Genomic DNA, 15148 nt, shown 5'->3' with positions numbered 1-15148 from the left:
AAATAAAGGGTTACATCTGAGGTATCAGGCTAACAGCCTTAAGTCACGACGGGTTATATCTTATCTGACATTAGCGGAGAATATCTTGCGACACTCTCCGCTAATTTTAACGCGAACAGCACTGGATGCAGTTCTTAATCACCTCGCCAAAACCTACCGAAGTATGGTGTTGGTTTATTAGCGCTGAATTAGTGGGGATCCCTCAGCGCTCTGGCGGGGTTTTTTACTTTCAGGGGGCATAAATGTCACTGATTAGCAGTGCTCTTTCAAATTTGTTGGGGTCAAGCGGTGATAGCTGGCAATGGTCAGAACACTTGCACCCAGCATCATTCCGAGGTGTGCCCTTTGCGGTAATGACTGCCGAGGGCGTGTTTGGTCGCCGCCAGGCTATTCATGAATATCCGTATCGAGACACCGCCTGGGTCGAAGATTTGGGTCGCGCCACTCGTCGCCTGACCATCCGTGGCTTTCTTATTCAGAGTAGTGGTCTTTATAACGCTCCGGATGTCATGACCCAGCGTGACTCTTTGATCGCCGCTTGTGAAATGCCTGATGCCGGAACGTTAGTGCATCCCACTCTAGGGGAAATGACGGTAAGCATCCCCGAAAGCGGTCTTCGTCTGAACGAGGGGGCAGAGTCGGGACGTGTTTTTGAATTCACACTGACCATCATTGAGTCTGGCTTACGGGTTTTTTCTGTCACAAGTTCGGCAGATGCGGTTTCGTCGATTCAGTCGTCATGGTTTGGTCTGGCCACAAAAAACGTTGCTACGTTTATTGCTACGGTTAAAGGGGAGATCCGTTCCGTTACTCAGATGATTAAAACGTTGAAAAGCACGGCGGCATTCTGGGCCAATATGGTGAGTTCCACGACCAGCGAAGCGACGAATCTTGGGAATGTGCTCCGTTCAACTCTCGGACGTGATCGCTATGGCCGCTTTAACCACGGCACAGTTGGCGGGAGCGTCTCAGGGGCCACGGCATCGGTTAGCACACAGAGTGATACAACGGACCTTGCCGCACTGGTGGGCCAAAGAATGGCGGTTTCAGTCGAGGGACGCGCATCTGTCATTGCTGCTACAAATGCATTAGTTGCGGCAACTACTGTTGAGGGGCATGCAAACGCGGCGTTAGCCGTGGTTAACGCCATATTATCCAGCGGCGCAAGCACACTGGACGTGATCCGTATGATGCAAGAATTAACGGTCATTAATGATGACACTTTTCGGCCCGTAGCCGGCGACCGCAATATTGCCGCCGCCAGTTATCAACTCATTGTTGTGTTATGCGCCGGCGCGCTGGTTTTTGCTGCCTCTCAATATCAACCAGAAAGTTATGACGATGCGGTCGATATACTGACGCGGGTTTGTGATGTAGTTGATAGTGCGGCTCTTTCTGCCGCTGATAGCGGCAATGATGAGGTGTACCAGGCATTAACAGAGTTACGGGGTTCTATTGTTACTTTGTTACAACAGACGGGGGCGAACTTATCCCGCGTCGGGGTCGTCAGCTTTAACAGGTCATTACCTGCGCTTAATCTGGCTAATCGAATTTATCAGGATGCGCGTCGCGGCGATGCCCTGGTGAAAATGGCAAAACCAGTTCATCCGGCATTTATGCCCATTCGATTTAAGGCGTTGAACTCATGAGTGATGATTTGACGCTGCGTATTAACAATAAACTGATTTCCGGCTGGGACAATATCCGTGTCACTCGCAGCATTGAGCGGTTGCCCAGTGATTTCAGTCTGTCTTTGATGGATATGTATCCGGGCAGTGACAATCAGCAGTGGGTCAATCCGGGCGACCCTTGTGTGGTTAATCTGGGTGATGACGTTGTTCTAACCGGATATATCGACCGCTGGGCACCGATGATCAGCCGTAATCGCCGCGAAGTCAGGGCGACGGGGCGGAGCAAGTGCCAGGACTTGGTTGATTGCTCCGCCGAGTGGCCAAACAATGTTATCAGCCAATCGACCGCGCTACAGATAGCCCAACGGTTGGCGCAGCCCTACGGCATTACTGTTTCTACTGATATCACTGAGTTGGATATTGTCCCTCAATTCACATTGAATTGGGGTGAATCATCTCAGGAAATTATTGACCGGATCACGCGCTGGGCGGCGCTACTGTATTACGACCAGCCGGATGGAAACTTATATCTGACCCGCGTGGGAACGCGCAAAGCCGCCAGCGGCGTGGCACAAGGCATCAATATAGAAGACGCCGCTTATAACTCGGGAATGGATCAGCGATTTTCTGATTACATTGGCGTTTCGATGTCTGTTAGTCAGCTTCAGGAACAAGTACAGGACGCCGGATATGGATCTGTTACGTTGGCCCGGAGTCGCGACCCAGAAGCCGCCAAAATGCGTTATCGCAACCGCATTATCATTGTTGAAAGCACCATGAAAGCGCTAAAACTGGCACAGCAGTGCATCGACTGGGAAATGAACCGCCGGTTCGGGCGTTCAAAAGAACTGCTGGTCACGGTCGATAGTTGGCGTGATAAAGACGGGAAACTATGGGAACCCAATACGTTGATCCCGATTGATTTGCCTATTTTTGGTCTAAAAGATGAACTCTGGCTGTTGTCAGAAGTGACGTATCTCAAAGACGACCACGGCACCGCCGCCCAAATGGTTCTCATGCCTCCCGAAGCCTTTACCGTTCAACCGTATCAGTTTTATTCCAATCTTATGGAGATGAATCAGTGATGAGTGAATTGGGGCAACTGGCCAAGTTATACCGGCAAATAAAAATGATGATCGGGGTGGGGCGGGTGACAGGCAGTAATGATGGTGGTTCAGTTCAAACCATTCAATATCAAACTCCGCTGGAAGTTCGTGATGACACCCCGAGACTGGCCGAGTTCGGTTTTTCGTCCGGGTTACCCGCTGGCACTGATGTGGTGATTGGTTTTCTGGGCGGCGACCGGTCAAGCGCGGTCATTATTGGCTCAAACCATCAGTCATTCCGTCATGTCGGGCTAAATTCGGGTGAGACGGTGATTTACTCGCAGTGGGGACAATACATCAAGCTAACGGAAACCGGCATTATTATTGAAGCCAATGGCCAGCCGGTCACGGTCAATAATGCCACAGAGGTGACGGTTAACGCCGCAGTAAAAGTACGGCTAAATACGCCGTTACTGGAGGTCAGCGGCGATATCGTTGATAACGCGGGCAGCAATAGCACCACACTGAAAAACTTGCGTGAAGCTTATAACGCCCATAATCATCAGCTTAAAAATGTGCAGGGTGGTAGCGCGACATTAACCAGTGAAGTGACGGGTAAGGTGGTGAAATGACGACCGATATTAAAACCGTTTGGGAGGTTGATAAATTACTGGGCGACTGGCAAACCGGCGGCGGTGGGCTACTTGATGGCAATGATTTAGAAACCGCTATTTTGATTAGTTTATTCACTGACCGGCTGGCCCGCTCTGATGATGCCATTGATAGTGATGACCGCCGGGGCTGGTGGGGTGATACCGGATCGGAATATCCGATCGGTAGCCGGTTGTGGTTGCTTCGCCGGGAAAAACTCACGACGAAAGTTGCGTTAAAGGCTGAAGACTATGCCGCTGAAGCGTTAGCCTGGTTAATTAATGATGGTGTAGTGACTGCCATCAGTGCCAATGCTCAGATAATTTACCCTAACCGCCTCAATCTGCTCATCAGTTACCAACAACCGGCCAAAACACAGGCTTCTGTTAAATTTTCATGGGTATGGGAGGCTTAATTCATGCCATTTAATCGACCCACATTAAGCGAATTGCGACAGCGTAATCTCTCGTATATCCAGTCAGAACTGAAAACGGGCGGTAATCTATTACGGTTTTCAAATATCGGGGTGATCAGTGATGCTGATGCCGGTATGGCGCATTTGCATTACGGCTATCTGGATTATATTGCTCAGCAAGCCACCCCTTATAATGCCACTGATGAATATCTTGCCGCGTGGGCCGCGTTGAAAGATGTGTTTCGCAAGCCAGCCAATCCCGCCACCTGTCCTACCGTCGAATTTAGTGGCACTACAGGTCGTGTGATTGCCGCTGGGAGCCTTTTAAATCGGGCCGATGGTTATCAATATCGCCTCGATCATGAGGTCACTCTGGGCGCTGGTGGTCCCGCCACTGGCTCAATCACGGCGGTTCTGCCAAGCGTATTGGATGACACCACAGGGGGCGGTATTGCGGGGAATGCCGATGCAGGAACGTCTCTGACATTGGATGTAGCCATTGATGGGGTTGTGTCGATGGCCACCGCAATAGTTAAGATATCTGGCGGTGCTGATATTGAATCTGAAGATGCTTTTCGTTCTCGCATGCTGCTGGCTTATCAAAATACTCCGCAAGGTGGCAATGATACCGATTATCGCGGTTGGGCCTTGTCAGTCCCCGGCATTACTCGCGTGTGGGTAAAGCGCCGTTTACAGGGGGTGGGCACGGTCGGTATTTATATCATGTGCGATGGCAATAATTCCGGGGGTTTTCCGGTTGGGACAGACGGAATCTCTCAGTTTGAAGAATGGGGCGCGGTGAAAGCGACCGGCGACCAGGGGCGAGTGGCTGATTTTGTTTATCCCTTACAACCCATTATCGCCATTATCTATGTCTGTGCGCCCGTTGCCGCGCCGGTCAATTTTGTTATCAGCGGTATTTCTACGGCGAACAGCGAAACAACAGCGGCAATAAATGCCGCAATCGATGAGGTGTTTTTTACTGAGGGTGAGCCTGGCGGCAAAATCTTACTGTCATCACTGCTGCTGGCCATCGGAGATGTTGCCAATACCAGTGGTTTTATTCTGACGTCTCCCACAACAAATATTCAGCTTGAAACCGGAAAATTACCTATCCGGGGATCGGTGACCTACTTATGAGTCGATATTCTGTTAATGAATATACTGCTGCTCTTCAATCACTGATGCCGGGGGGTTTAGTTTGGCCCAAAATATCAAGTGGGGTTCAAACCAGCACGTTACGGGCATTGGCAAGGTCTTATCAGCGCAGTGATGAGGATGCCCGTGATCTGCTCGATGCGGCTTTTCCCTCAACAGCGACCGCAATGTTACTCGAGTGGGAGGCAACGCTTGGGTTACCTGATCTCTGTGCTATCGGTGAAATCGACAGCATGATCCAGCGCCAGCGGGCAGTGGTTTCAAAATTGTTTGGCATTGGTGGACAGTCTGTTGACTATTTTATACGAGTGGCGGCTGCTCTGGGTTATACCATCTCAATAACTCAATACCGGCAAGCTTGTACGGGCATGGCGGTTTGTGGTGACGCTATAAACGGTGAGGAATGGCCTTTTACCTGGCTGATTACTTCCCCCGAAACCACCATTAATTATGCGCAGAGTGGCTTAACTTATTGCCGCGACCCGCTGAGGACATGGGGTAATAAACAACTTGAATGCCGATTAACAGTATTAAACCCATCTCATACCATTCTTAAATTCGGCTACGTTAGTTAGTTAATAACCCTTTAATCATTTTTAAGCGCCTCACCGGCGAGGATTTTCTATGCAAAAAATTGGAAGTATTCCCAATACACGCGCCGACAGTAACGGTGAGTTTACCGACGGTAATGTCGCAGGTGGTGTGCCGCCGACAATATTACCGGCCGAATGGTTTAATACTATTCAGCGTGAGTTAATTAATATTTTGGTTGCCGCAGGCATTACACCTGATAGTGAGAAGTTCGATCAGGTAGCAAAGGCGATATCGACATTGGTCGATAAAGGCGAGTTTCTAAAGATAAAAAACAATCTGAGTGAAATCAAAGCCGCCGGGCCAAGCGCAGTAGCAGCTGCAATTGCCAACCTCGGGTTAACAGATACCGCCGCCACTGCTGCTGGTGCGCTACAGAAAACGGAAAATCTAAATGATGTTGCGAATAAAACAACAGCGTTAACAAATCTTGGGGCGTTACCGGCAAATGGCACCGCCGCTGCTGCGACAAAGCTTGCTACACCACGCACTATTGCGGGTAAGTCATTTGACGGCACAGCAAACATATCTATTGGGGCGGGGGATGTTGGAGCATTGCCGTCTAATGGCACCGCTGTTTCTGCAACAAAGCTGGCTAATGCGCGAATGATAGCGGGTAAGTCATTCGATGGAACCGCGAATATATCAATTGGCGCGACGGATGTTGGGGCGCTGCCAACCTCGGGCGGAACACTGACCAATGCGCTCAGTATTAATACGGGCGGGCGAGGTTTGGCACTGATAGCACCAGATGACAGCGAAACGCTTTATATACAAGGCATTTCTGGAGTGTCGCCAACAATCCCTCGATGGTATCTAGGAAACGCGCTTAGTGATAATTCAAGAGTAGACCTTAATAACTATAAAACGGGAGTTAGCTTTCAGCTCGGTGATGATGCTTATATTACAAAATCACTCAGAGTTAATGGGTCAGTAACGCCCAGCGATTACGCAAATTTTGACGCCAGATATTCTAAATTTGGCGTCAGTCAGGCATGGACAGATGTCCTGTCTGGTCGCGTGTCCGGCACTTGGTACACGAACAATACCGGTAAGCCGATCATGATATCTGTCACAACAGACTACGGGCCAAATTCAGCGTTAAATTGTCAGACTGGGTCTGCTGGCACAATTGCTTATCCACGCGGTGGGGGTTCTGAGTACATACAGCACAATGCAACATTTATCGTTGTGCCGGGCGATACATACCGTGTCACTGCTGCCGGAACCATTGGGATTTGGAAGGAGCTGAGATAATGAAATACTACAAAGACCGGAAAAATGATGTGTACGCGTATGAAGATGATTGCGCAGATGAGTTTATTAAAAAGGGCCTGACATCTATTACAGAAGAAGAGGCGATGCTGATTACCAACCCACCGCCAACGCCCGAGGAGCTTATTTTGTTGGCTCAGCATAAAAAGGCAGAGCTTATTGCACATGCATCTGAGGTCATTGATCCGATGCGTGATGCAAAAGACGGTGGTTATATTGATGATGAAGATATTCCGCGGTTAACTGCGTGGCAAAAATATCGTTATGAGCTGACTAAAGTTGATGCTTCAAAACCTGAGTGGCCTGAACCACCGCATGAGTAAAATACAGACCGGGCTTAATTGCCCGGTCTATTCTCATCGTTCTTGAGCTAAAACGTCGCTAATCGTGCTAAGTTGGGTGAAATTCAGATGGGAGCTGCTATGAGCACAAAAGATTCAGACTCGCTATATAACGAAATGTGCCGAGTAGTAGGAAAGGTGGTGCTTGAGATGCGTGATCTTGGTCAGGAGCCAAAGCATGTGGTCATTGCGGGAGTATTGAGGACATCATTAGCTAATAAAAAGATAAAGCGCTCAGAGATTACAGAAGAGGCGATGAAGGCTGTGGTGGAAGCATTGGCTAGGAAGTAATAAAACCCGGCAGCGGGGCCGGGTTAGGTATTATTTTTTAGGCCTAGACCAAGGAAGTTCAATTGATTTTATTGAAGTATGTTTTAGAGTTGATTCAACAGTTAACTTCGTGGCTATTGATACGAAATTATCGAAGAACCAAGAATTTTTAGAGCACTCATCCTCAGTCATGTCTCTATCTGATTCAAAGTCAAAATACAACCGAAGGGCTATTTTAACTTTGAATGCCAAATCGTCTTCATCTTCCCCGTCTTCACTGTAGCCATTTATTGAGGGCGCTGCTTCTATTATAATTTCCCTGTTACCATCATCATCTGCATCTTGCAGTAACTTATAATGGTCGAATAAAACCCTAAACTTCCCACCCTCAGCATCTTTATACTCATTATATTCTGATGAGGTAACCTCGAAGCCTTTGAATATGATTTTATCAAGCATTAGTGATGCGTCCCTTTTTCTACTGTGCCAACCCATTTGGCTGATTCACTTGATCTTTTAACATAGCCAAATGCATCTCTAGACTCTTCAGAGCGTCGCTCAATATGAAAATGAAATTCTTTCTTACCAACCAACTTCTCTTCTATTGAGTTTTTAACTATTTCATTCAGCGAAATACCCGCATCTTTAGCCGCTAGATATGCTTTTTTATGAAGATCTTCACCAATTCTTATATTAAAAGAACCACTCATTGGCTTTTCTGGGGTTTTTCCCACAATAGCGCAAGTTTCAATGTAATCATCCACAGCCTCCTCAAAAGCAGATTTCAACCCAGGCAAATCAGCAGCTTCATATGTTACTAAGTCATTGATACATTCAATCTTTCCATAAAGAACCATATCTTCAATGGAAAATTCAACGCTACCATAGAATCCTTTATATTTCAGCATGTTACTCATGAGCTTCTAACTCTTCTAGCAAAATTTTAACTTCTTTGAGGACATAGGCCTTCACAATGTTACCTGGATGTGGACAGTGAAGAGCCACTATGCGTTTATTTTCATTTATAAATTTTCTTTTTGAACCAGAGCCATTTAGTGTGCTGAACCCATACTGTTTCATTAGGGTGACTAACTCATCCCACGTAAAGTCTTTAGGTAGAGAGAAAAGCCTATCCCTAAGTTTTTTGCTCCTACTCATGCAAAGTATATCCTTCAGACACAGTATAGCAACTGGAAAACAGGTGCAATATGTTAAACATTTTATATACGACGATCAAATTTATTTATCGCTGTATATAACTATTTGTATTAAATTAATTATTTACTTACTTTTACCCACCCCTCTATGGGCTAGCAGTGTGCTAGCTGAAATATAAAGTCATATCGCCAATCTTCACACCATCACCAAATAACGCGATGGTAAATACCACCATCCCTGAAAGAGCAGCAATTGCGGCTAATGTTAATATTATGGGAACTATATACTCTTTCATTACCACTCCGAGATCCTTGTTAGGGTAGGGCTAGATCTGGGTCAGGCGAACAATTAAATATTCCGGATACAACCCCTTAATTTTCCTTAAGCATCATAGATCGAATAAGTTGTAACATAAATACTGGGGATATATCAGGGGAGTATAGCCGGTATGTCACCGGCCAGATGGGAGATCACGGCTGAAACCAATCGTCAGCGCTTTCCCACGTTTCTTGCAAAATCTCTTCCACTGTCTTTTTATCCTCGCTAGCCCCGCCAAGAACTGTTAGTCCATCGGCACCCGCAAATCTGACTTTCACATCGACATCGCCAAACTTCCTACTGAGTCGTTTATCCAGTTCTTCCGTTAGAGCATCAGAGTACCCAACGGGGAATTTTTTAATATTCAGCTTATCTATGGTCACTTCAACACGTAGCATATTTTTTTCCTCAGCTGTGATAGCGGGTTTTGGTATTAACATCCTCAATACCAGACTCGATATAGTCCACTCGCTTCTGTAGTTCTCTAATCAGCTTTTTGGCGGCATCCAAACGAATCATGACTTGTTGGTCTGGGTAATGCTCTGGTTCAATCTGTCTGAATCCGGTGAGAGTATCAGTGAATGACGAACGCATGATAATGAACTCACCAAAGGCGCTGTGAGCTGTATCAAAAGAAGTCAGCTCCCGCATCCCGGTAAACTCATCTTTATGATTTATTGCCATGGTATCACCTCGCTATTTTACTGTTTAAATGTACAGTAAAATGAAAAGAGAATTCAATCTGTTTTTACGGACACCGATCGATAAGATACTAAATATTTACTTCTTCACTTCAATCCCCATCCTTTTATAATGATTTGCACTGGTGGATACACTCAAACTCTAGCAGTGAAAAATAAACCGGATAACCAACCGGATAAAAAGTATAATTTATAATTATAAATAACATAAAATTCAATAGGTTGATTATATATATGGCTATTCTGAGCGAGTATGAGTGGCAGGCCATCATTCTGAGCCTGAAGGTGTCTGGTGTTGCCGTGGTGTTCAGTTTGCCATTAGGTATTTTAATGGCATGGATTTTAGTGCGCTGCCGCTTTCCCGGTAAGTCCTTGTTAGACAGCGTGATTCACTTGCCACTGGTGCTACCGCCAGTGGTGATTGGTTATTTGCTGTTGATAAGCATGGGTCGGCGCGGTTTTATTGGCGAATGGCTCTATAGCTGGTTTGGCATCAATTTCAGTTTCAGTTGGCGCGGTGCGGCGTTGGCCTCGGCGGTGGTCGCTTTCCCGTTGATGGTCAGGGCCATCCGACTGGCGCTGGAAGCGGTCGATACCCGCCTGGAGCTGGCTGCACGTACCCTCGGGGCAAATCCGTGGCGGGTGTTTTTCACCATTACACTGCCGCTATCTTTACCGGGCGTCATTGCTGGCACAGTATTGTCTTTTGCCCGTTCACTGGGGGAGTTTGGCGCGACCATCACCTTTGTTTCCAATATCCCCGGCGAAACCCGCACCATTCCATTGGCAATGTACACCTTAATTGAAACACCCGGTGCTGAAGCTGCGGCTGCGCGGCTGTGTATTATCGCCATTATTCTGTCGCTGGTTTCTCTGTTGCTGTCGGAATGGTTGGCTCGTTGGGGTAAAAAACGCATGGGGGCACCATGCTAGAACTGGATTTCACTCAACAATTGGGTGATTTGAATCTGCAAGTTTCCACTAATTTACCGGCGCAAGGGATTACGGCTATTTTTGGTTTGTCGGGAGCCGGCAAAACCTCATTGATCAATGTGATTGGCGGTCTAACCCGCCCGCAGCAAGGCAAAGTTGTGCTCAATGGCCGGGTATTAGTGGATACAGAACAGCGGATTTATCTGCCGCCGGAAAAACGCCGTGTGGGGTATGTCTTTCAGGATGCCCGCTTATTCCCCCATTATCGCGTGATGGGCAATTTGCAATACGGCATGAGCCCGTCCATGCGCGGGCAGTTTGATACCATTGTCGGTTTGCTGGGGATCGAGGCGTTATTAGGCCGCTTCCCACTCACCCTGTCTGGTGGCGAAAAACAGCGGGTGGCCATTGGCCGTGCATTACTGACCGCCCCTGAGCTACTGCTGATGGATGAACCCTTGGCTTCGCTGGATTTGCCGCGTAAACGTGAGCTATTGCCGTATTTGGAGCGCTTGGCGCAAGACGTCAATACGCCGATATTGTATGTCAGCCATAGTATGGATGAGATTTTGCGTCTGGCGGATCAAGTGGTGGTGATGGATGCCGGTAAAGTTCGGGCGGTAGGTGGATTGGAGGAAGTGTGGGCCAGTAGCGCACTGCGCCCATGGCTGCAACGGGAAGAGCCGAGCAGCATATTGCGGGTGAGTGTCATTGGTCATCATGACCGCTATGCAATGACGGCATTGGCATTAGGCGACCAGCGGTTGTGGGTCGGCAAGCTGGAGGCGCAAGAGGGCGACTCAATGCGTATCCGGATTAATGCGGCCGATGTTTCATTAGTCTTGCAGCCACCGCAAAACAGCAGTATTCGTAATATCTTGCCGGTAAAAATAGCCGAGTGTCTTGAAGTTGATGGGCAGATTGATGTCAAACTGGCCGTTAGCGACCAATGGTTATGGGCCAGAATTACACCATGGGCGCGGGATGAGCTGGGGCTGAAGCCCGGTCAGTGGGTTTACGCACAGATAAAAAGTGTGTCGTTTAATCGCAAAAATTAAGCTCAACATACTGATAATGAAAGAAATAAAAAAGCGCCCATCATCAAGGCGCTTTTTTAGTCTTTAGACTTAATGATTAAGCCAATACATGCTGGCGGATAACGGCAGCAATACCCGGCTGTTCGTTATCGGCAATCACCAAATCAGCCCGTTGTTTGATGGCATCGGCGCTATTGCCCATCGCCACACCCAAACCGGCGGTCTCAAGCATGCTTAAATCATTAAAGTTATCGCCAAAAGCCACCACATCTTTCATGCTCAAACCTTGAGATTCAACCCATTGTTGCAGGCGCATCCCTTTGCTATTACCGGCTTGCGCAATATCCACCTGGTCATGCCACGACCATTCACACGCCAGCCCCATGTCATTTTCTACTTTGTTGGCGAATGCTTTTAATTGCTCAATATCGGCATGGGAAGTGGCAAATTTCCAGATAGCATTGGCGCTATGGGCAGCATCTAATAAGCTCTCGACATGCAGCAGTGTTGGGCGCTGGGCAACCGGCAATGACTCGGCCCAACTCAGGGAACGAACCACATGCCCGCTGGTTTGCTGATAGAGCATAGCGTCATCGACATACATCAACCCGTGGATATCACTTTGTTCCAGCAATTGTAATACCTGAACCGCCTGCTGGGGTTGTAATGGATTGGAATCCAAAACTTTTTTGGCTTTATAATCATAAATATAGGTGCCATTACAGCAAATTGCGGGGGTGTCTAGTGCTAAAGCCTGATAAAACGGGTGAATCGCCACATGATGGCGGCCAGTGACCACCACCACTTTCACACCTTCAGCCCGTGCTTGGGCCAGTGCGGATAAAGATTCTGGCAAAATGCGTTTCTTGCTGTCGAGAAGTGTTCCATCCAGATCCAATGCAATAATACGGTATGTCATGGCAGTCCCGGTTTTATTAAAAAGTATATAAATAATATGTTTGGATAGTATTTTCTGATGGTACACCGGATAGCAGGCTGATTAAACCTGGCTTGGGAGTGGGGGGCATAATCGGTTAAAAATAAGCGGGATAAGTTTTGAGCCGCGCGACGGCGGACTGTTGTATTATCTAGGATATAAATAATATGTTAATAGCATTGCCCAACAGGTTCGACTAAGGAGTAAAGATGAAGCAAGTGGTTTACGTGGCAAGCCCAGACAGTCAGCAGATTCATGTCTGGCAATTAGATTCCTCCGGTGCACTCACTTTACTGCAAACGGTGGAAGTACCGGGCCAGGTGCAGCCGATGACAATCAACCCCAACCAGCGCCATCTGTATGTTGGAGTTCGCCCTGACTTTGGTATTGTTAGCTACAATATTGGCGACGATGGCACCTTGACCGCCGCCGGTATGGCGCCACTGCCGGGCAGCCCAACTCATATTGGTACGGATTTACAAGGCCGTTTCTTGTTCTCTGCTTCTTACAGTTTCAACTGTGTCAGTATCAGCCCCATTGATGAGCATGGTGTGGTACAGGCACCCATTCAGCAGCTTGATGACTTACCTGCGCCGCACTCGGCAAATATTGACCCGACCAATCAAATCCTGCTGGTGCCTTGTCTGAAAGAAGACAAAGTGCGTTTATTTGATTTGAGTGCTGCGGGCAAATTGACACCACACGCACAGGCGAGTGTGACAGTTACCGCTGGTGCTGGCCCGCGTCACATGGCTTTCCACCCTAATCAGCAGGTGGCTTATTGTGTGAATGAGCTGAATAGCTCGGTTGATGTATACCAAATAAGTAATAACGGACAAGAATATAAGATTATTCAAACACTGGATGCCATGCCGGTTGGTTTTAGTGATACCCGTTGGGCAGCTGATATTCATATCACGCCAAATGGCCGTCATTTGTATATTAGTGACCGTACCGCCAGTTTGTTGGGGATTTTCAGTGTTTCTGAAGATGGGCGAGAAATTGCCTTGGTCGGGCATCATCCGACTGAAGCACAGCCGCGCGGTTTCAATATTGACCACAGCGGCCAGTTCTTGATCTCTTCTGGTCAGAAATCTGATCATATTGCCGTGTATCGTATTGACCAGAACAGCGGCGAGCTGACCACGCTAAATCGCTATCCGGTCGGGAAAGGCCCGATGTGGGTCAGTATTTTGGCGAAATAGGCTATTTTACTTGCCATTTTGAATTTGGGCAGTGCTCGTAATCCTCACGTACTTTTTGTACGCTCCGGTTACTGTGCGCTGTCCGCATCCAAACTGACTGCGACAATGACGCCAATAAGGCCATTTTTCTAATTGGCACTGTCCACCGCAGAAGCCACTGCATCAGTCAGTTGAGATAATGCCTCCGACGAAATAATATAAGGCGGCATCAGGTAAATCAGCTTGCCAAAGGGCCGGATCCACACGCCGTGTTTGACAAAGCCGCGTTGTAGGTGGGCGACGTTAACCGGTTGTTTCATTTCCACTACCCCGATGGCCCCTAATACCCGCACATCAGCCACTGTTTTATGCTCTGCTAATGGTGAAAGTGCTTGTTTCAATTGTATTTCTATGGCGGAAACTTGCTGTTGCCAGTGATTTTCAGCCAATAAATTCAAACTAGCCGAGGCCACCGCGCAAGCCAGCGGGTTTGCCATAAATGTCGGCCCATGCATAAAGCACCCGGCATCACCATTACTGATGGTTTCTGCCACTTTACGGGTGGTTAGTGTGGCCGATAAAGTCAAATATCCGCCTGTAAGCGCCTTACCCAGACAGAGAATGTCCGGCACGATTTGTGCGTGTTCACAGGCAAAAAGCTTACCGGTGCGGCCAAAACCGGTGGCGATTTCATCAGCAATTAACAAAATTTTATGCTGATCGCACAATGCTCTCACTTCGCGCAGGTAGCTGGGGTGGTAAATCCGCATCCCGCCCGCGCCTTGCACTATTGGCTCTAAAATCACCGCCGCAATCTCACCAGAGTGTTTTGCTATCATCGCAGCAAAATCCGTGATGTCTTCTGGGTTCCACTCCTCATCAAAGCGGCATTGTGGCGCGGTCGCGAACAGATTTTCAGCTAAATAACCTTGATATAAACTGTGCATGGAATTCTGCGGGTCACACACTGACATCGCGCCGAAAGTATCGCCATGATAACCATGGCGTAGGGTCAAAATCCGCTGCCGCCGCTCCCCTTTTGCTTGCCAGTATTGCAATGCCATTTTCAGGGCAACCTCGACCGCCACCGAACCCGAATCGGCCAAAAACACACATTCCAGCGCCGATGGTGTCATGGCGACCAGTTGTTGGCAGAGTTTCACTGCTGGTGGATGGGTGATACCGCCAAACATCACATGCGACATTTTATCCAACTGTTGGTGTGCCGCCTGATTCAGTGCCGGGTGGTTGTATCCATGAATAGCTGCCCACCATGACGACATACCATCAATCAGCCGCCGACCATCAGCCAGTTGTAGCTCAACGCCCTCAGCCGCCACCACTGGATAGCAAGGGAGCGGGTCGGTCATTGAGGTGTAGGGGTGCCAAATATGGCGTTGGTCAAAAGCCAGGTCAGAAGGTGTCATGAGGATTTGTTGTAAACCAAATTGATGTAAGAATGGTTGACAGTATATCGAGTTTATTTACACTGACGACACTTT

The 15148-nt window shown here is 48.0% G+C and carries 20 protein-coding genes and 2 pseudogenes; 14 read left to right on the top strand and 8 right to left on the bottom strand.

Annotation, left to right across the window (positions count from 1 at the left end; translation table 11 throughout):
* The 11 genes and pseudogenes from OVO64_RS11605 to fumD form a co-directional block, all read left to right on the top strand.
* Positions 1-181 (top strand): annotated as a pseudogene (locus OVO64_RS11605) (IS4/IS5 family transposase); the annotation flags it as partial.
* A 61-nt stretch (positions 182-242) separates the two neighbouring features.
* Positions 243-1649, top strand: coding sequence for a DNA circularization protein (locus tag OVO64_RS11600; protein WP_267248786.1), 1407 nt, complete (start codon positions 243-245; stop codon positions 1647-1649).
* Positions 1646-2716 carry a phage baseplate assembly protein gene (locus OVO64_RS11595; RefSeq protein ID WP_267248785.1) on the top strand — a complete coding sequence of 357 codons (1071 nt, stop codon included), beginning with the start codon at positions 1646-1648 and terminating at the stop codon, positions 2714-2716. The genes OVO64_RS11600 and OVO64_RS11595 overlap by 4 nt, the downstream gene beginning before the upstream one ends.
* Positions 2716-3309 carry a phage baseplate assembly protein domain-containing protein gene (locus OVO64_RS11590; protein WP_267248789.1) on the top strand — a complete coding sequence of 198 codons (594 nt, stop codon included), beginning with the start codon at positions 2716-2718 and terminating at the stop codon, positions 3307-3309. Before OVO64_RS11595 ends, OVO64_RS11590 begins: the two co-directional genes overlap by 1 nt.
* Positions 3306-3743, top strand: a complete 438-nt coding sequence (locus OVO64_RS11585; RefSeq protein ID WP_267248784.1) for a phage GP46 family protein — start codon at positions 3306-3308, stop codon at positions 3741-3743. The genes OVO64_RS11590 and OVO64_RS11585 overlap by 4 nt, the downstream gene beginning before the upstream one ends.
* Positions 3744-3746: 3 nt before the next feature.
* Positions 3747-4883, top strand: coding sequence for a baseplate J/gp47 family protein (locus OVO64_RS11580; protein WP_267248783.1), 1137 nt, complete (start codon positions 3747-3749; stop codon positions 4881-4883).
* Entirely contained in the window at positions 4880-5476 is a 597-nt protein-coding gene (locus OVO64_RS11575) for a YmfQ family protein (RefSeq protein WP_267248782.1), read from the top strand. The genes OVO64_RS11580 and OVO64_RS11575 overlap by 4 nt, the downstream gene beginning before the upstream one ends.
* Before the next feature lie 49 nt (positions 5477-5525).
* A pseudogene (locus tag OVO64_RS20520) lies at positions 5526-5861 on the top strand (phage tail protein); the annotation flags it as partial.
* 237 nt (positions 5862-6098) lie between these two features.
* Entirely contained in the window at positions 6099-6749 is a 651-nt protein-coding gene (locus tag OVO64_RS20515; protein WP_323744684.1) for a hypothetical protein, read from the top strand.
* Positions 6749-7090, top strand: coding sequence for a tail fiber assembly protein (locus OVO64_RS11565; RefSeq protein WP_267248780.1), 342 nt, complete (start codon positions 6749-6751; stop codon positions 7088-7090). The genes OVO64_RS20515 and OVO64_RS11565 overlap by 1 nt, the downstream gene beginning before the upstream one ends.
* Before the next feature lie 99 nt (positions 7091-7189).
* Positions 7190-7399, top strand: coding sequence for a fumarate hydratase FumD (gene fumD, locus OVO64_RS11560; protein WP_267248779.1), 210 nt, complete (start codon positions 7190-7192; stop codon positions 7397-7399).
* A gap of 30 nt (positions 7400-7429) precedes the next feature.
* On the opposite strand, the gene OVO64_RS11555 is transcribed toward fumD, so the two are convergent.
* The 6 genes from OVO64_RS11555 to OVO64_RS11530 form a co-directional block, all read right to left on the bottom strand.
* Positions 7430-7837: a hypothetical protein gene (locus OVO64_RS11555; RefSeq protein ID WP_057643885.1), complete on the bottom strand. Its 408-nt coding sequence runs from the start codon at positions 7835-7837 to the stop codon at positions 7430-7432.
* Positions 7837-8295, bottom strand: a complete 459-nt coding sequence (locus OVO64_RS11550; RefSeq protein WP_145601659.1) for a type II toxin-antitoxin system HicB family antitoxin — start codon at positions 8293-8295, stop codon at positions 7837-7839. Before OVO64_RS11550 ends, OVO64_RS11555 begins: the two co-directional genes overlap by 1 nt.
* Entirely contained in the window at positions 8288-8536 is a 249-nt protein-coding gene (locus tag OVO64_RS11545; protein WP_057643890.1) for a type II toxin-antitoxin system HicA family toxin, read from the bottom strand. Before OVO64_RS11545 ends, OVO64_RS11550 begins: the two co-directional genes overlap by 8 nt.
* A 163-nt stretch (positions 8537-8699) precedes the next feature.
* The gene (locus OVO64_RS11540) at positions 8700-8831 is read right to left on the bottom strand and encodes a hypothetical protein (RefSeq protein ID WP_267248778.1); all 132 of its coding nucleotides are present in this window, start codon (positions 8829-8831) and stop codon (positions 8700-8702) included.
* A 175-nt stretch (positions 8832-9006) separates the two neighbouring features.
* Positions 9007-9252, bottom strand: a complete 246-nt coding sequence (locus OVO64_RS11535) for a DinI-like family protein (protein ID WP_267248777.1) — start codon at positions 9250-9252, stop codon at positions 9007-9009.
* A gap of 10 nt (positions 9253-9262) precedes the next feature.
* The gene (locus tag OVO64_RS11530) at positions 9263-9538 is read right to left on the bottom strand and encodes a hypothetical protein (RefSeq protein WP_267248776.1); all 276 of its coding nucleotides are present in this window, start codon (positions 9536-9538) and stop codon (positions 9263-9265) included.
* Between the two features lie 251 nt (positions 9539-9789).
* On the opposite strand from OVO64_RS11530, the gene modB reads away from it, so the two are divergent.
* Both modB and modC read left to right on the top strand, forming a co-directional pair.
* Entirely contained in the window at positions 9790-10488 is a 699-nt protein-coding gene (modB, locus tag OVO64_RS11525) for a molybdate ABC transporter permease subunit (RefSeq protein WP_267248775.1), read from the top strand.
* Positions 10482-11546 carry a molybdenum ABC transporter ATP-binding protein ModC gene (modC, locus tag OVO64_RS11520; protein ID WP_038634577.1) on the top strand — a complete coding sequence of 355 codons (1065 nt, stop codon included), beginning with the start codon at positions 10482-10484 and terminating at the stop codon, positions 11544-11546. The genes modB and modC overlap by 7 nt, the downstream gene beginning before the upstream one ends.
* A 76-nt stretch (positions 11547-11622) precedes the next feature.
* Here the strand turns inward: modC and OVO64_RS11515 are convergent, their stop codons facing one another.
* Positions 11623-12444, bottom strand: coding sequence for a pyridoxal phosphatase (locus tag OVO64_RS11515; protein WP_038634576.1), 822 nt, complete (start codon positions 12442-12444; stop codon positions 11623-11625).
* Positions 12445-12671: 227 nt separating this feature from the next.
* On the opposite strand from OVO64_RS11515, the gene pgl reads away from it, so the two are divergent.
* The gene (pgl, locus tag OVO64_RS11510) at positions 12672-13667 is read left to right on the top strand and encodes a 6-phosphogluconolactonase (protein ID WP_038634574.1); all 996 of its coding nucleotides are present in this window, start codon (positions 12672-12674) and stop codon (positions 13665-13667) included.
* Positions 13668-13795: 128 nt separating this feature from the next.
* Here the strand turns inward: pgl and bioA are convergent, their stop codons facing one another.
* Positions 13796-15073 (bottom strand): adenosylmethionine--8-amino-7-oxononanoate transaminase, encoded by a 1278-nt coding sequence (bioA, locus tag OVO64_RS11505; RefSeq protein WP_038634572.1) that lies wholly within the window; start codon positions 15071-15073, stop codon positions 13796-13798.
* Positions 15074-15148: the final 75 nt, after the last annotated feature.

It is taken from the genome of Yersinia sp. Marseille-Q5920 (genome assembly GCF_946902935.1).
Taxonomy (GTDB): Bacteria; Pseudomonadota; Gammaproteobacteria; order Enterobacterales; family Enterobacteriaceae; genus Yersinia; species Yersinia rochesterensis.
This window is presented reverse-complemented; position numbering and strand designations above follow the sequence as displayed.

Coding starts and splice junctions, on each gene's coding strand:
- OVO64_RS11595 (WP_267248785.1), top strand. CDS start 1,646: ATGAGTGATGATTTGACGCTGCGTATTAACAATAAACTGATTTCCGGC.
- OVO64_RS11545 (WP_057643890.1), bottom strand. CDS start 8,536: ATGAGTAGGAGCAAAAAACTTAGGGATAGGCTTTTCTCTCTACCTAAA.
- OVO64_RS11555 (WP_057643885.1), bottom strand. CDS start 7,837: ATGCTTGATAAAATCATATTCAAAGGCTTCGAGGTTACCTCATCAGAA.
- modC (WP_038634577.1), top strand. CDS start 10,482: ATGCTAGAACTGGATTTCACTCAACAATTGGGTGATTTGAATCTGCAA.
- OVO64_RS11535 (WP_267248777.1), bottom strand. CDS start 9,252: ATGCTACGTGTTGAAGTGACCATAGATAAGCTGAATATTAAAAAATTC.
- OVO64_RS20515 (WP_323744684.1), top strand. CDS start 6,099: ATGATAGCGGGTAAGTCATTCGATGGAACCGCGAATATATCAATTGGC.
- OVO64_RS11530 (WP_267248776.1), bottom strand. CDS start 9,538: ATGGCAATAAATCATAAAGATGAGTTTACCGGGATGCGGGAGCTGACT.
- OVO64_RS11515 (WP_038634576.1), bottom strand. CDS start 12,444: ATGACATACCGTATTATTGCATTGGATCTGGATGGAACACTTCTCGAC.
- OVO64_RS11585 (WP_267248784.1), top strand. CDS start 3,306: ATGACGACCGATATTAAAACCGTTTGGGAGGTTGATAAATTACTGGGC.
- OVO64_RS11550 (WP_145601659.1), bottom strand. CDS start 8,295: ATGAGTAACATGCTGAAATATAAAGGATTCTATGGTAGCGTTGAATTT.
- OVO64_RS11580 (WP_267248783.1), top strand. CDS start 3,747: ATGCCATTTAATCGACCCACATTAAGCGAATTGCGACAGCGTAATCTC.
- OVO64_RS11565 (WP_267248780.1), top strand. CDS start 6,749: ATGAAATACTACAAAGACCGGAAAAATGATGTGTACGCGTATGAAGAT.
- OVO64_RS11540 (WP_267248778.1), bottom strand. CDS start 8,831: ATGAAAGAGTATATAGTTCCCATAATATTAACATTAGCCGCAATTGCT.
- pgl (WP_038634574.1), top strand. CDS start 12,672: ATGAAGCAAGTGGTTTACGTGGCAAGCCCAGACAGTCAGCAGATTCAT.
- modB (WP_267248775.1), top strand. CDS start 9,790: ATGGCTATTCTGAGCGAGTATGAGTGGCAGGCCATCATTCTGAGCCTG.
- OVO64_RS11575 (WP_267248782.1), top strand. CDS start 4,880: ATGAGTCGATATTCTGTTAATGAATATACTGCTGCTCTTCAATCACTG.
- fumD (WP_267248779.1), top strand. CDS start 7,190: ATGAGCACAAAAGATTCAGACTCGCTATATAACGAAATGTGCCGAGTA.
- OVO64_RS11590 (WP_267248789.1), top strand. CDS start 2,716: ATGAGTGAATTGGGGCAACTGGCCAAGTTATACCGGCAAATAAAAATG.
- OVO64_RS11600 (WP_267248786.1), top strand. CDS start 243: ATGTCACTGATTAGCAGTGCTCTTTCAAATTTGTTGGGGTCAAGCGGT.
- bioA (WP_038634572.1), bottom strand. CDS start 15,073: ATGACACCTTCTGACCTGGCTTTTGACCAACGCCATATTTGGCACCCC.